The following is a 14,104-nucleotide window of genomic DNA, read 5'->3' as shown; positions in this document are numbered from 1 at the left end:
TTCTTTAAGGTAAGGAGGTGATCCAACCGCAGGTTCCCCTACGGTTACCTTGTTACGACTTCACCCCAGTCATGAATCACAAAGTGGTAAGCGCCCTCCCGAAGGTTAAGCTACCTACTTCTTTTGCAACCCACTCCCATGGTGTGACGGGCGGTGTGTACAAGGCCCGGGAACGTATTCACCGTGGCATTCTGATCCACGATTACTAGCGATTCCGACTTCATGGAGTCGAGTTGCAGACTCCAATCCGGACTACGACATACTTTATGAGGTCCGCTTGCTCTCGCGAGGTCGCTTCTCTTTGTATATGCCATTGTAGCACGTGTGTAGCCCTACTCGTAAGGGCCATGATGACTTGACGTCATCCCCACCTTCCTCCAGTTTATCACTGGCAGTCTCCTTTGAGTTCCCGACCGAATCGCTGGCAACAAAGGATAAGGGTTGCGCTCGTTGCGGGACTTAACCCAACATTTCACAACACGAGCTGACGACAGCCATGCAGCACCTGTCTCAGAGTTCCCGAAGGCACCAAAGCATCTCTGCTAAGTTCTCTGGATGTCAAGAGTAGGTAAGGTTCTTCGCGTTGCATCGAATTAAACCACATGCTCCACCGCTTGTGCGGGCCCCCGTCAATTCATTTGAGTTTTAACCTTGCGGCCGTACTCCCCAGGCGGTCGACTTAACGCGTTAGCTCCGGAAGCCACGCCTCAAGGGCACAACCTCCAAGTCGACATCGTTTACGGCGTGGACTACCAGGGTATCTAATCCTGTTTGCTCCCCACGCTTTCGCACCTGAGCGTCAGTCTTTGTCCAGGGGGCCGCCTTCGCCACCGGTATTCCTCCAGATCTCTACGCATTTCACCGCTACACCTGGAATTCTACCCCCCTCTACAAGACTCTAGCCTGCCAGTTTCGGATGCAGTTCCCAGGTTGAGCCCGGGGATTTCACATCCGACTTGACAGACCGCCTGCGTGCGCTTTACGCCCAGTAATTCCGATTAACGCTTGCACCCTCCGTATTACCGCGGCTGCTGGCACGGAGTTAGCCGGTGCTTCTTCTGCGAGTAACGTCAATTGCTGAGGTTATTAACCTCAACACCTTCCTCCTCGCTGAAAGTACTTTACAACCCGAAGGCCTTCTTCATACACGCGGCATGGCTGCATCAGGCTTGCGCCCATTGTGCAATATTCCCCACTGCTGCCTCCCGTAGGAGTCTGGACCGTGTCTCAGTTCCAGTGTGGCTGGTCATCCTCTCAGACCAGCTAGGGATCGTCGCCTAGGTGAGCCGTTACCCCACCTACTAGCTAATCCCATCTGGGCACATCCGATGGCAAGAGGCCCGAAGGTCCCCCTCTTTGGTCTTGCGACGTTATGCGGTATTAGCTACCGTTTCCAGTAGTTATCCCCCTCCATCGGGCAGTTTCCCAGACATTACTCACCCGTCCGCCACTCGTCACCCAAGGAGCAAGCTCCTCTGTGCTACCGTTCGACTTGCATGTGTTAGGCCTGCCGCCAGCGTTCAATCTGAGCCATGATCAAACTCTTCAATTTAAGTTTGATGCTCGTGAATTAAACTTCGTAATGAATTACGTATGTTCACTCAGAGACTTGGTATTCATTTTTCGTCTTGCGACGTTAAGAATCCGTATCTTCGAGTGCCCACACAGATTGTCTGATAAATTGTTAAAGAGCAGTGCCGCTTCGCTTTTTCTTAGCGGCGCGGGGTGTGCATATTACGCCATCCCGCCACGAAGTCAAGCATTTAATTTCGCTTTCTTCGCCGGAGTTCTCAGTGGAACTCCGCTGACCCGGCGGCTTGTAATCCGTTGTTCCGTGTCAGTGGAGGCGCATTATAGGGAGTTATTTCAGGCTGACAAGGGGAAATTTAAAATAATCTTCCGAGTGCGTGTTTTTTATTCTTTACGTTTATTTTAACGACGTTTTGTTGGTTAATTGGGCTATTTCCCGCGCGAATCTCGCAACCTGTTCCCAATCGGTATACACCACTTCTTTATTCGTATCCGTTTCACCACCTGACATCTTCATTATCAGTTGGATCATAACGCGGTCATACCAGCGATAGCGGGGATACAGCAAAGCACCCGCAATGACTGCACTGTGATCTGGTCGCCACGGCGAACTCATCAGGAACTTACGCGCATAGCTGTTGGTTTGCGGCGTACGTTTCTCCGGTTTACGGGCAACGAGGTTTACGGAGTAGAACGCACTCGGCATCGAATTCAGCCGTGTGGCATGCTTTTTCACAAACTCCTGAAAAGCAGCATGGTAATGACCATAGCGAATCGAGGCGCCAATCACCACGCTGTCATAATTTTGCCAGTCCGGCTCCGCGGTACGATGCAAATTAACAACATCTGCCCAAACGCCCAGCTCTTTGAGTTCAGAAGCCAGATATTCAGCGATTTCACGCGTTTGTCCGTCCCGGGAAGAAAAAAGAATCAGTGTTTTCACGTGTTACTCCATTATTCACGCCAGAAGGTAGGGGTAAAGAGCACCAGCAGAGTAAAGACTTCCAGACGACCAAACAGCATATTGGCAATCAGGATCCACTTCGCCACAGGGTTAATACTGGCAAAGTTGTCGGCAACAACCCCCAGTCCAGGCCCCAGGTTATTCAACGTTGCCACAACAGAGGCAAACGCGGAGAAGTCATCAACGCCGGTCGCAATAATCGCCAGCATACTGATAATAAAGACCAACGCATAGGCAGAGAAGAATCCCCATACGGCTTCAAGAATTCGCTCCGGCAACGCACGGTTACCCAGTTTGATACTGTAAACCGCATTCGGATGAACCAGTCGTTTCAATTCGCGGTTGCCTTGCTTAAACAGCAGCAGGATACGAATCACCTTCAAGCCCCCCCCCGTCGACCCGGCACAGCCGCCGATAAAAGCAGAACACAGCAGCAGCACCGGCAGGAACAGCGGCCAGCGGGCAATACTGTCCGTGGTAAATCCGGCAGTCGTCGCCATCGATACCACCTGGAAAAAGGCCTGGTTGATCGTCGTGAGCGCCGAGCCATAGGTATTGTGTATCCACAGCACCAACGTACAGACAGCCACCAGCGTCAACTGCACGCCGATGAACATGCGGAATTCCGGATCGCGCCAGTAAACCTTCAGACTACGCCCACTTAATAAAGAGAAGTGCAGACCATAGTTACAACCGGAGATCAGCAAGAAGATAGCAATAATCGTATTAATCGTGGGACTGTCGAAATACCCCACGCTGGCATCGTGTGTGGAAAAACCACCGATGGCAATCGTGGCAAAACTGTGCCCAATGGCGTCAAACGCGGGCATCCCGGCAAACCATAGCGCCAGCGCGCACGCCACCGTCAGTAATACATAGATAAGCCACAGCGTTTTCGCCGTTTCGGCAATACGCGGGCGCATCTTATTATCTTTCAGCGGCCCCGGCATTTCTGCCCGATAGAGCTGCATCCCACCCACGCCAAGAATAGGCAGAATAGCCACCGCCAGCACGATGATCCCCATCCCGCCGAACCATTGCAGCATCTGGCGATAAAAGAGAATCGCGTGTGGCAATGAATCCAGCCCCACCAACGTCGTTGCACCGGTGGTGGTCAATCCGGAAAAGGATTCAAAAAAAGCGTCGGTTATCGTCAGGTTTGGGCTTTCCGCAAAGATGAACGGTAGCGCACCCACGCTGCCCAGAACGGTCCAGAACAAAACGACAATCAGAAATCCTTCGCGCGATTTCAGCTCGCCCTTCTCTTTACGGTTTGGCCACCACAGCATGGAGCCGATCGCCAAAGCAACGAAGAAAGTTTGGGTGAATGCACGCCCTGCCCCGTCACGGTATATGAGCGCTACCAGTCCAGGGATAATCATTGTCCCCGAGAATAAGATGACCAGTAGTCCAACGATTCGGGTGATGGCGCGAAAATGCATCTCTGCCGCTTCCTTAGTTCTTTAAAATGAGGTGGGGATTATTCTTCAATCGCTAACAATTGCAATGAACCACGACTAAAATCCGCCAGTTTTGCCGAAAACTCATCCACTTTGGCAAAAGGAAGCGCCACCCTGAGTCGAACAAAAGCCTGGTAATCACTGGCAACGACTTTACCGTCAAACTGCCCCAGCAAAGCTTCAATGCCTGCCAGCTGACCGTACTCACACTGCAAAGTATATTCGGTTAATGGCGTCTTGCGCTGTGTCGTTAACTGGCGCAACGCCTGATTCACACCGCCGCCGTAGGCTTTTACCAATCCTCCAGTACCGAGAAGGATACCGCCGTAGTAGCGCACGACTACAGCGGTAATCTCACCGACACCGCTCCCCATCAGCTGTGCGAGCATCGGTTTACCTGCCGTACCCGCCGGTTCGCCATCGTCTGAAAATCCTAGCTGCTGCGAGTCATTGGGCGCACCCGCCACCCACGCCACGCAATGGTGGCGGGCGTCCGGGTGTTCCGCTTTGACTGATTCAACAAACGCTTTTGCCGCTTCTACGCCGTCCGTATGGGCGAGCAGCGTAATGAAGCGGCTTTTTTTGATCTCTTCAACGACGCTAACCGGCCCCGCAGGGATTAACCAACTGTCCATTACGCCAGTTTCAAATCCCGAGTCATGTTTTCGATATTGTTTTCGTGGACCACCACGTTGTCTTCAATACGAATACCGCCGAACGGTTTCAGGGCTTCAATTTTCTGCCAGTTGAAGTGTTTGCTGAACTGCCCTTCACGCCACGGCGCCAGCAGAGATTCAATGAAGTAAATGCCCGGTTCGATGGTCAGAACCATGCCCGGTTGCAATACGCGGGTGCAACGCAGGTAAGGATACTTCGACGGCGCGGCCAGATGGGTACCACTGTCATCCTGCATAAAGCCAGCGACATCATGTACCTGCAGGCCCAACTGGTGACCAATGCCGTGTGGCATAAACGGCCCAGTAAGATCATTTTCTACCATCGCCTCTTCACTCATATCGGTGATGATTTGATGCTTACGCAGCAGCTTCGCGATGCGCTGATGGAACTGAATGTGGTAATCCACGTAGCTGGCACCTGCTTTCATGGTGGCAATCAGCGCCAGCTCTTCGTCGTTAACGTCTTTCACCAGATGCGCATAGTCGTTGTCGCTTTTCGCCGACCAGGTACGCGTCAGGTCTGCCGCATAGCCGTTGTATTCCGCGCCAGCGTCGAGCAAGAAGCTGCGGATTTCAGACGGCGCCTGATGATCCAGCTTGGTGTAATGAAGAACCGAAGCATGCTCGTTAAGCGCCACGATGTTGCTGTATGGCACGTCGGTGTCGCGGTGACCGGTGGCAGTCAGGTAAGCGAGGTTGATGTCAAACTCGCTCATTCCGGAACGGAACGCTTCTTCTGCTGCACGGTGTCCATTTACCGCCATTTTCTGCGCTTCGCGCATACAGGCCAGTTCGTAGTCCGTTTTATAGGCACGGTAATAATGCAGGTAGTCAATCACCCCTTTCGGGTTGATGTTGCTGGCCGCGATGTCCAGTTGCAGGGCACGTTCCGGAACCGGGCCAATGTAACCGATATTGCCGCGAGCAGCAGGCAGTTGGCTACCGATACCATCCGCTTTCGGCAGCGCGATGATCTCGATTTCTTCCGTCCAGAAAGAGGTCGGCAGCGGCTCAACGTTGTGCCAGTAATCGACCGGCAGGTAGAACCACAGTTTCGGCTTGTTTACGCCATCCACCAGCAACCAGCAGTTAGGAACCTGCGTGACAGGCACCCAGGCTTTGAATTGCGGATTGACCTTAAACGGGTACGGATGATCGTCGAGAAAGACGTTAACAAGTTCGCCTGAGTGAATAAGTAACGCATCCAGCTTGAAGCGCTCCAGCGCGTCGCGCGTCCGTTCTTGTAAGGTAACGATATGATTTTTATAGAGTGCGGCCAGTGATTCCATTTTCTACCCTTCTGTTTTTTTGACCTCAAGTCTCCGCATCTTAGCACATCGCTTTGTGAGTGCGTGATTTCTGCCGAGCGTGATCAAATCGTCATTTCTTTAATCATTCATTTGCATTTTTTTAACACAAAATACACACTTCGATTCATCTGGTATGACCAGATCACCTTGCGGATTCAGGAGACTGACATGCTTTACAAAGGCGACACCCTGTACCTCGACTGGCTGGAAGATGGCATCGCCGAACTGGTGTTCGATGCCCCTGGTTCGGTCAATAAACTCGACACGGCTACCGTTGCCAGCCTGGGCCATGCGCTTGATGTGCTGGAAAAACAACCGAATTTAAAAGGGCTGCTGCTGCGCTCTAACAAAGCAGCCTTTATTGTTGGTGCCGATATCACCGAATTCCTTTCACTGTTCCTCGTGCCTGAAGAGCAACTGAGCCAGTGGCTGCATTTTGCCAACAGCGTCTTTAACCGCCTCGAAGATCTACCTGTTCCTACCCTCTCAGCGGTAAATGGCTATGCGTTGGGCGGTGGCTGCGAGTGTGTCCTGGCAACCGATTATCGTCTGGCAACGCCGGACCTGCGCATTGGCCTGCCGGAAACAAAGCTGGGCATTATGCCGGGCTTTGGCGGCTCCGTGCGTATGCCACGTATGCTGGGTGCGGACAGCGCGCTGGAAATTATTGCGGCAGGTAAAGACGTTGGTGCTGAGCAGGCGCTAAAAATCGGTCTGGTCGATGGCGTAGTGAAGCAAGACAAACTGCTTGATGGCGCGATCGCGGTATTACGTCAGGCGATTAACGGCGACCTCGACTGGAAAGCCAAACGTCAGCCTAAGCTGGAGCCGTTGAAACTCAGCAAAATTGAAGCTGCTATGAGCTTTACCATCGCCAAAGGCATGGTGGCGCAGACGGCAGGTAAGCATTATCCCGCACCGATTACCGCGGTAAAAACCATTGAAGCAGCGGCTCGTTTTGGCCGTGAAGAAGCGCTGAATCTGGAAAATAAAAGCTTTGTGCCACTGGCGCACACCAGTGAAGCTCGCGCGCTGGTTGGGATCTTCCTTAACGATCAGTTCGTGAAAGCCAAAGCCAAAAAGCTCACCAAAAATATTGAAGCACCAAAGCAAGCGGCAGTGCTGGGTGCAGGCATTATGGGCGGCGGCATCGCTTACCAGTCAGCCTGGAAAGGCGTGCCGGTTGTCATGAAAGATATCAACGACAAATCATTAACGCTGGGCATGACCGAAGCGGCCAAACTGCTGAACAAACAGCTTGAGCGCGGCAAAATTGACGGTCTGAAAATGGCGGGCGTGATTTCCACTATTCATCCAACCCTCGACTATAGCGGTTTTGAGCGTGTGGACGTGGTGGTTGAAGCGGTCGTGGAAAACCCGAAAGTGAAAAAAGCGGTATTGGCGGAAACCGAAGATCAGGTACGCCCGGACACCGTACTGGCGTCGAATACCTCTACCATCCCAATCAACGAGCTGGCCAGCGCGCTCAAGCGCCCGGAAAACTTCTGTGGGATGCACTTCTTTAACCCAGTACACCGCATGCCACTGGTTGAGATCATTCGCGGCGAGAAAAGCTCGGATGAAACCATCGCCAAAGTTGTCGCATGGGCAAGCCAGATGGGCAAAACGCCAATTGTGGTCAACGACTGCCCCGGTTTCTTCGTGAACCGCGTGCTGTTCCCGTATTTTGCCGGTTTTAGCCAGCTGCTGCGCGATGGGGCGGATTTCCGCAAAGTCGACAAAATCATGGAAAAACAGTTTGGCTGGCCGATGGGCCCGGCTTATCTGCTGGACGTGGTGGGAATTGATACCGCACATCACGCGCAGGCAGTGATGTCCGCAGGCTTCCCTCAGCGTATGCAGAAAGATTATCGCGACGCGATAGACGCCCTGTTTGATGCTAACCGTTTCGGACAGAAAAACGGTCTTGGATTCTGGCGTTATAAAGAAGACAACAAGGGCAAGCCGAAAAAAGAAGAGGATGCCACCGTTGATGATCTGCTGGCAGAAGTCAGCCAGCCGAAACGCGAATTCAGTGATGAAGAGATTATCGCTCGCATGATGATCCCGATGGTCAACGAAGTGGTACGGTGCCTGGAAGAAGGCATTATCGCCAGCCCGGCAGAAGCCGATATGGCGCTGGTGTATGGCCTGGGCTTCCCTCCGTTCCACGGCGGCGCGTTCCGCTGGCTGGATACGCTCGGCAGCGCAAAGTATCTCGATATGGCCCAGCAGTATCAGCACCTCGGAGCGCTGTATGAAGTTCCGGCTGGTCTGCGTGATAAGGCGCGCCATAACGAACCGTATTATCCCCAGGTTGAGCCTGCCCGCCCGGTTGGCAGCCTGAAAACGGCTTAAGGAGTCACAATGGAACAGGTTGTAATTGTTGATGCGATCCGTACCCCGATGGGCCGTTCAAAAGGGGGGGCGTTTCGTAACGTGCGGGCAGAAGATCTCTCCGCACACTTAATGCGTAGCCTGCTGGCGCGTAATCCGGCGCTGGATCCAACCGCGCTGGATGACATTTACTGGGGCTGTGTGCAGCAAACGCTGGAGCAGGGTTTCAACATCGCCCGTAACGCCGCGCTGCTGGCGGAAATCCCGCACTCCGTTCCGGCGGTCACCGTGAACCGCCTGTGCGGTTCATCAATGCAGGCGCTGCACGACGCGGCACGTATGATCATGACCGGCGATGCTCAGGCGTGCCTGATTGGTGGCGTGGAGCATATGGGCCATGTACCAATGAGCCACGGCGTTGATTTCCATCCGGGCATGAGCCGCAACGTAGCAAAAGCGGCGGGGATGATGGGTCTGACCGCAGAAATGCTCTCCCGCATGCACGGCATCAGCCGTGAAATGCAGGATGCTTTCGCCGCACGTTCACATGCTCGCGCCTGGGCTGCAACACAGTCTGGCGCATTTAAAAACGAAATCACCCCGACCGGCGGTCATGATGCCGACGGCGTGCTGAAGCAGTTTAACTACGATGAGGTTATCCGCCCGGAGACAACCGTTGAAGCGCTCTCCACCCTGCGCCCAGCGTTCGATCCGGTTAGTGGAACGGTCACTGCCGGTACCTCCTCCGCACTCTCCGACGGCGCAGCGGCGATGCTGGTCATGAGTGAAAGTCGCGCCCGTGAACTGGGTCTGACGCCGCGTGCCCGTATTCGTTCGATGGCTGTTGTTGGCTGCGACCCGTCAATCATGGGTTACGGTCCGGTTCCGGCCTCAAAGCTGGCGCTGAAAAAAGCGGGACTCTCCACCAGCGACATCGGCTTGTTTGAGATGAACGAAGCCTTTGCCGCTCAGATCCTGCCGTGCATTAAAGATCTGGGACTGATGGAGCAGATAGACGAGAAGATCAACCTCAACGGCGGCGCGATCGCTCTGGGCCACCCACTGGGATGCTCCGGGGCGCGTATCAGCACCACCCTGCTCAACCTGATGGAACGCAAAGACGTACAGTTTGGCCTGGCGACGATGTGTATCGGGTTAGGCCAGGGCATCGCAACGGTATTTGAGCGAGTTTAATCAAAGATAAATTCCCCTAAATAATTCGCGCTGCATCGCGGCGGCAACTGAGCGAATCCCCGGGAGCATAGATAACTATGTAACCGGGGTGAGCAAAGGCAGCCAACAAAGAGGCAGAGTGAATTATGACGGGGAAAGGTTTAGTTGCCGTTCTTCCCGCCTGTCAGGGGCGGGTTTTTTATTTCCCTGAACTACCACGCACCACTAACTGCACCGGCAACAGCAGATTCTCTTCCTGATTTTCTTCCAGCAATAAACGCAGCGCTTCACGCCCCAATTGTTGTTTATCAACCGCAATGGTGGTGAGTGGTGGATGTGACCAGGCCGCAGCATCAATATCATCAAACCCCACCAACGCAAGATCTTCCGGGATACGTATACCCTGCTGCGTACACACCCGTTGAACAACCAGCGCTGCCGCGTCGTTATAGGCAAAAATGGCGTCGGGCGGCTCTGGCAGACTGAGCAATTCATTAACCGCCTCCACCAAAGATTGCTCGGTATCCAGCAGTGGCGGCGCAATGGCTTCATACTCTGGCGGCATCAGCAGGCGGGCTTCATACAATGCCTGACGGTAGCCCTTCTCGCGCTGACGGATGCTGTAGTGCGCAAGCGAACTGGCAAGAAAAGCGATACGGCTGCGCCCTTGCGCAATCAGATGTTGCGTGGCCAGATAACCGCCCTGGGTATTGTCCGAGTTCACGCAAGGCAGGTCCGGCGCCCAGAGATCCACCAGCACCAACGGCAGTTTCATCTGTTGCAGCAAGCCAAGTAATTCAGGCTCAAAAAATCCCGCGCAGATCAGCGCATCAGGCTGGTGCAACATCACCTGCTCACTCACTGCATCGCCTGGACCAATGGAGAGAAAGCTCAGCGCAATACCATGGTCACGACAGTTATCTTCTATCCCCAGCAGCAGTTGAGAATAAAACGGCAATGCCCGGCTGATATTGTGCTGGCGGTGCAGCAAAAACAGGACGCGTTTGATCTTGTCTGCGCGCAGGCGAGAAAAATCATAACCCTGCTGCTGCGCCACAGAAATAATGCGCAGCCGGGTATCTTCACGTAGCCCTGGCTGCCCTTTCAGGGCGCGGGAAACCGCGCCAACCGAGACACCACAAGCTTCGGCAATGTCCCTGATACGTACAGGTTTCGTCATGTCACTCTCATTGATTTACGCTGGCCTTTTGTGCCCCCAGCCAGGCCGCGCCGCGTACGCCGCTGCTGTCACCGTGTCGGGCCTGAACGATCGGCGTACGGCACTGTTTACCAAATACGTACTGCGCCACTCGCGCCTGCAAGCCTGAGTACAGTAAAGTGATATTGGATACCCCACCGCCCAGCACGATAACATCGGGATCGAGCGTATTCACCACCCCCGCCAACGCGCGCGCCAGCTGATCACAATAGCGTTCCCATAACAAACAGGCATCTGCATCACCCGATTCTACCCGCTGCATAATATGTGGCACACCTGCATGTTGCGCGGTGTGATTCATATACTGACGCTCCAGGCCGCTGCCGGAAATAAAGCTCTCAATACAGTTCACCTGTCCGCAATAGCATGTCACTTCAGCCCCATCCCGAGATTCGTGGTAGCGCGGCAATGCATTATGTCCCCACTCTCCTGCACAGGCGTTAGGTCCGGAGATCAAACGGTTATCGATGCATAGTCCACCGCCGCAACCGGTACCGAGGATCACACCAAATACCACGCTATGCCCGTGTCCGCTACCGTCCATCGCTTCCGACAGGGTAAAGCAGTTGGCATCATTAGTAACAGGCACGGGTATTCCTAACGCTCGCTCAAGGTCTTGAGCAAAAGCCTGCTGATTCAACACCAGGATGTTCGAATTCTTAATCAAACCTTCGCTATCCACCGCGCCAGGCACTCCAACACCAACCGATAAAGACTGATTAACGGCCAGTCTGGCCTTAGAAATCATCTCCGTCACGGCCTGGAAAAAATCACCGTAACTCTGCTTTGGTGTCGCACATCGCTCGCGGTAAACAATTTCACCCGCGTTATCAATCACCACCGCTTCAATTTTAGTCCCACCGATATCCAGTCCGAGCCTCATGGTTTTCCCTCGTTGATGTCCAGCAATGTGATGCGATACAGCTTGCCCATTTTGTTTACTAAACAAAATGAGACCCGTCACAAAAAATCAGTTTTATGGTTAATAGATAGGAAAAACATGTTTACTAAAAATGTTCTGAAAAGAGGAGCAGTGAGACCGGGCTTGCACCCTGTTAGAAGAAGTAAGGTTGGTGATGGATGCGCCGGAAGGACTCCGGCGCACAGCGCTTAAATGAACGCGAACGCGTCGCCAAACAGGCGATCTTCACGTGCCTGACGCTCATTACAGAACAGGTCGCGCGCGATTTTTGCCATCTCAAAACGACCGGCAATGTAGATATCGTGTTCCGCCAGAGTACCGTAATCCTGCAATACTGCCGTTAACACGGTTCCCGTACGACCACGCCAGCCGTCTTCAGGCTGCTCTACCACCGGCTCAACACGCAGGTTCGGGTGATTCACCGACAATGCTTCCAGCTCTGAGAGATCGTAGAGATGCTTCTCTTCGCGCCCGCCCCAGTAAATAGTGATATCGCGGTTGGGATTGCGCGCCAGCGCGGTAAGCAGAATAGAACGCACGTAAGAGAACCCTGTACCTCCGGCAATCAGGATCAGCGGGCGCTCGTCTTCATCACGCAGCCAAGCTTCGCCATGCGGAATATCGACCTTGATTTCCCGGTCTTTCAGAATACGGTCCATCACGGCCATGGCGTAAAGATTTAGCTCAGAGGCGCCAACGTGCAGCTCAATGAATCCTTGCTCGTCCGGCGTTGATGCCATGGAGAACGGACGCTTATCCCTTTCGTCCATCACGACCATTAAATACTGGCCAGCACGAAAGGAAAACGCCGCGTCTGGCACTAAACGAACGCGATATACGGTGTCAGTTATAGCTTCTACCGAGGTCACTTTACAGCTTAAGGTTGTCATGCGCTCTCTCTGTCGGATCAATAGGCAAAACGATCGCGCCTCAGGCGCTTTTGCCGTCATTAAAGATGGCCAGTTCATCCCAAATTGCGTCAATACGCGCAATCACTTCAGGATCTTTTTTAATCGGACGTCCCCATTCGCGTTGGGTTTCGCCCGGCCATTTATTTGTGGCATCCAGCCCCATTTTTGAACCAAGGCCGGAAACCGGCGAGGCAAAGTCCAGGTAATCAATTGGCGTATTCTCTACCAGTACCGTATCCCGGGCGGGGTCCATACGGGTAGTAATAGCCCAAATTACATCATTCCAGTCGCGCGCGTTAACGTCATCATCGCAGACAATAACAAATTTGGTGTACATGAACTGGCGCAAAAACGACCAAACACCCATCATGACGCGTTTGGCATGGCCTGCGTACTGTTTTTTCATCGTCACCACGGCCAGACGATATGAACAGCCTTCCGGAGGCAGGTAAAAATCGACGATTTCCGGGAACTGCTTTTGCAGAATAGGAACGAATACTTCGTTCAGCGCCACGCCGAGCACTGCTGGCTCATCAGGCGGACGTCCGGTATAGGTAGAGTGATAAATAGCATCTTCACGCTGGGTAATGTGGGTGACGGTAAAGACCGGGAAATTATCTACTTCGTTGTAGTAGCCGGTATGATCGCCATAGGGCCCTTCTGGAGCCAGCTCGCCCGGTTCGATGTACCCTTCCAGTACGATTTCTGCGCTGGCAGGCACTTCCAGGTCGTTGGAAATACATTTGACCACTTCGGTCTTGGTACCGCGCAACAGCCCGGCAAATGCGTACTCGGATAATGTATCAGGAACGGGTGTCACAGCCCCCAGAATGGTCGCAGGATCGGCCCCCAACGCCACTGAAACCGGGAAACGTTCACCAGGATGCGCCGCGCACCACTCCTGATAATCAAGCGCGCCGCCGCGATGGGACAACCAGCGCATAATAAGCTTGTTTTTACCAATCAGCTGCTGGCGATAGATGCCCAGATTCTGCCGCTCTTTATGCGGACCACGCGTGACGGTGAGTCCCCAGGTAATCAGCGGCGCGGCATCTTCCGGCCAGCAGGTCATAATCGGAATGCGGTTTAAATCAACGTCATCGCCGGAGTAGATTTTTTGCTGACAAGGCGCACCGCGCAACCGCTTAGTCGGCATGTTCAACACCTGCTTAAACTGCGGCAGCTTATCAAACAGATCGCGGAATCCTTTCGGTGGCTCTGGCTCTTTCAAAAACGCCAACAGTTTACCGACTTCTCGTAGCGCCGAGACATCTTCTTGTCCCATTCCCATCGCAACACGCTTTGGTGTGCCAAACAGGTTACACAGCACCGGCATTGAATAGCCTTTCGGATTCTCAAACAGTAAGGCAGGCCCACCGGCACGCAGAGTGCGATCGGCAATTTCAGTAATTTCCAGGTGGGGATCCACCTCAAGCGAAATGCGTTTGAGCTCGCCCTGCTGTTCAAGCAGCGTCAGGAAGTCGCGTAAATCGTGATATTTCATGGCGTCCATTGTGGCCTCTTCGTAAGCGCTTCATTATACGGCGTTCATCATTGTGATGCTGTATTTTTGTTAAATTAGCGTGAACTCTGGCGATACA

The 14,104-nt window shown here is 53.5% G+C and carries 10 protein-coding genes and 1 rRNA gene; 2 read left to right on the top strand and 9 right to left on the bottom strand.

Going from position 1 to position 14,104, the window contains the following annotated elements; genetic code table 11:
* Positions 1-10: 10 nt before the first annotated feature.
* The 5 genes from E6P06_RS04025 to pepQ form a co-directional block, all read right to left on the bottom strand.
* A 16S ribosomal RNA gene (locus E6P06_RS04025) occupies positions 11-1,552 on the bottom strand.
* Between the two features lie 375 nt (positions 1,553-1,927).
* Complete coding sequence (hemG, locus tag E6P06_RS04020) at positions 1,928-2,473, bottom strand: menaquinone-dependent protoporphyrinogen IX dehydrogenase (RefSeq protein WP_003017846.1); 546 nt, start codon at positions 2,471-2,473, stop codon at positions 1,928-1,930.
* 11 nt (positions 2,474-2,484) lie between these two features.
* Entirely contained in the window at positions 2,485-3,936 is a 1,452-nt protein-coding gene (gene trkH / locus E6P06_RS04015; protein WP_139934964.1) for a Trk system potassium transporter TrkH, read from the bottom strand.
* Between the two features lie 38 nt (positions 3,937-3,974).
* Positions 3,975-4,589 (bottom strand): IMPACT family protein, encoded by a 615-nt coding sequence (locus E6P06_RS04010; RefSeq protein ID WP_003841252.1) that lies wholly within the window; start codon positions 4,587-4,589, stop codon positions 3,975-3,977.
* Positions 4,589-5,920: a Xaa-Pro dipeptidase gene (gene pepQ / locus E6P06_RS04005; protein WP_003844657.1), complete on the bottom strand. Its 1,332-nt coding sequence runs from the start codon at positions 5,918-5,920 to the stop codon at positions 4,589-4,591. The genes E6P06_RS04010 and pepQ overlap by 1 nt, the downstream gene beginning before the upstream one ends.
* A 189-nt stretch (positions 5,921-6,109) precedes the next feature.
* Between pepQ and fadB the strand changes: the two genes are divergently transcribed.
* A complete protein-coding gene (gene fadB, locus E6P06_RS04000) occupies positions 6,110-8,299 on the top strand; it encodes a fatty acid oxidation complex subunit alpha FadB (protein WP_139934963.1) in 2,190 nt (729 codons plus the stop codon).
* 9 nt (positions 8,300-8,308) lie between these two features.
* Positions 8,309-9,472, top strand: a complete 1,164-nt coding sequence (gene fadA / locus E6P06_RS03995) for an acetyl-CoA C-acyltransferase FadA (RefSeq protein ID WP_016151246.1) — start codon at positions 8,309-8,311, stop codon at positions 9,470-9,472.
* Between the two features lie 178 nt (positions 9,473-9,650).
* On the opposite strand, the gene E6P06_RS03990 is transcribed toward fadA, so the two are convergent.
* The 4 genes from E6P06_RS03990 to ubiD all read right to left on the bottom strand — a co-directional run bounded on the left by E6P06_RS03990 (position 9,651) and on the right by ubiD (position 14,016).
* The gene (locus E6P06_RS03990; protein WP_139934962.1) at positions 9,651-10,631 is read right to left on the bottom strand and encodes a LacI family DNA-binding transcriptional regulator; all 981 of its coding nucleotides are present in this window, start codon (positions 10,629-10,631) and stop codon (positions 9,651-9,653) included.
* 7 nt (positions 10,632-10,638) lie between these two features.
* Positions 10,639-11,553 carry an ROK family protein gene (locus E6P06_RS03985; protein ID WP_032938486.1) on the bottom strand — a complete coding sequence of 305 codons (915 nt, stop codon included), beginning with the start codon at positions 11,551-11,553 and terminating at the stop codon, positions 10,639-10,641.
* Positions 11,554-11,780: 227 nt separating this feature from the next.
* Complete coding sequence (gene fre / locus E6P06_RS03980) at positions 11,781-12,482, bottom strand: NAD(P)H-flavin reductase (protein WP_003017873.1); 702 nt, start codon at positions 12,480-12,482, stop codon at positions 11,781-11,783.
* A gap of 40 nt (positions 12,483-12,522) precedes the next feature.
* Positions 12,523-14,016, bottom strand: a complete 1,494-nt coding sequence (gene ubiD / locus E6P06_RS03975) for a 4-hydroxy-3-polyprenylbenzoate decarboxylase (protein WP_003841240.1) — start codon at positions 14,014-14,016, stop codon at positions 12,523-12,525.
* Positions 14,017-14,104: the final 88 nt, after the last annotated feature.

The organism is Citrobacter sp. CF971 (assembly GCF_006385635.1).
GTDB classification, from domain to species: domain Bacteria; phylum Pseudomonadota; class Gammaproteobacteria; order Enterobacterales; family Enterobacteriaceae; genus Citrobacter; species Citrobacter freundii.
Note: the sequence above shows the minus strand (reverse complement) of the source record. Positions and strands in the feature narration are given on the sequence as shown.

What these genes read in the sequence shown, in the direction of transcription:
- ubiD (WP_003841240.1), bottom strand. Translation starts at nt 14,016, where the DNA reads ATGGACGCCATGAAATATCACGATTTACGCGACTTCCTGACGCTGCTT.
- E6P06_RS04010 (WP_003841252.1), bottom strand. Translation starts at nt 4,589, where the DNA reads ATGGACAGTTGGTTAATCCCTGCGGGGCCGGTTAGCGTCGTTGAAGAG.
- fadA (WP_016151246.1), top strand. Translation starts at nt 8,309, where the DNA reads ATGGAACAGGTTGTAATTGTTGATGCGATCCGTACCCCGATGGGCCGT.
- pepQ (WP_003844657.1), bottom strand. Translation starts at nt 5,920, where the DNA reads ATGGAATCACTGGCCGCACTCTATAAAAATCATATCGTTACCTTACAA.
- trkH (WP_139934964.1), bottom strand. Translation starts at nt 3,936, where the DNA reads ATGCATTTTCGCGCCATCACCCGAATCGTTGGACTACTGGTCATCTTA.
- E6P06_RS03985 (WP_032938486.1), bottom strand. Translation starts at nt 11,553, where the DNA reads ATGAGGCTCGGACTGGATATCGGTGGGACTAAAATTGAAGCGGTGGTG.
- fadB (WP_139934963.1), top strand. Translation starts at nt 6,110, where the DNA reads ATGCTTTACAAAGGCGACACCCTGTACCTCGACTGGCTGGAAGATGGC.
- E6P06_RS03990 (WP_139934962.1), bottom strand. Translation starts at nt 10,631, where the DNA reads ATGACGAAACCTGTACGTATCAGGGACATTGCCGAAGCTTGTGGTGTC.
- fre (WP_003017873.1), bottom strand. Translation starts at nt 12,482, where the DNA reads ATGACAACCTTAAGCTGTAAAGTGACCTCGGTAGAAGCTATAACTGAC.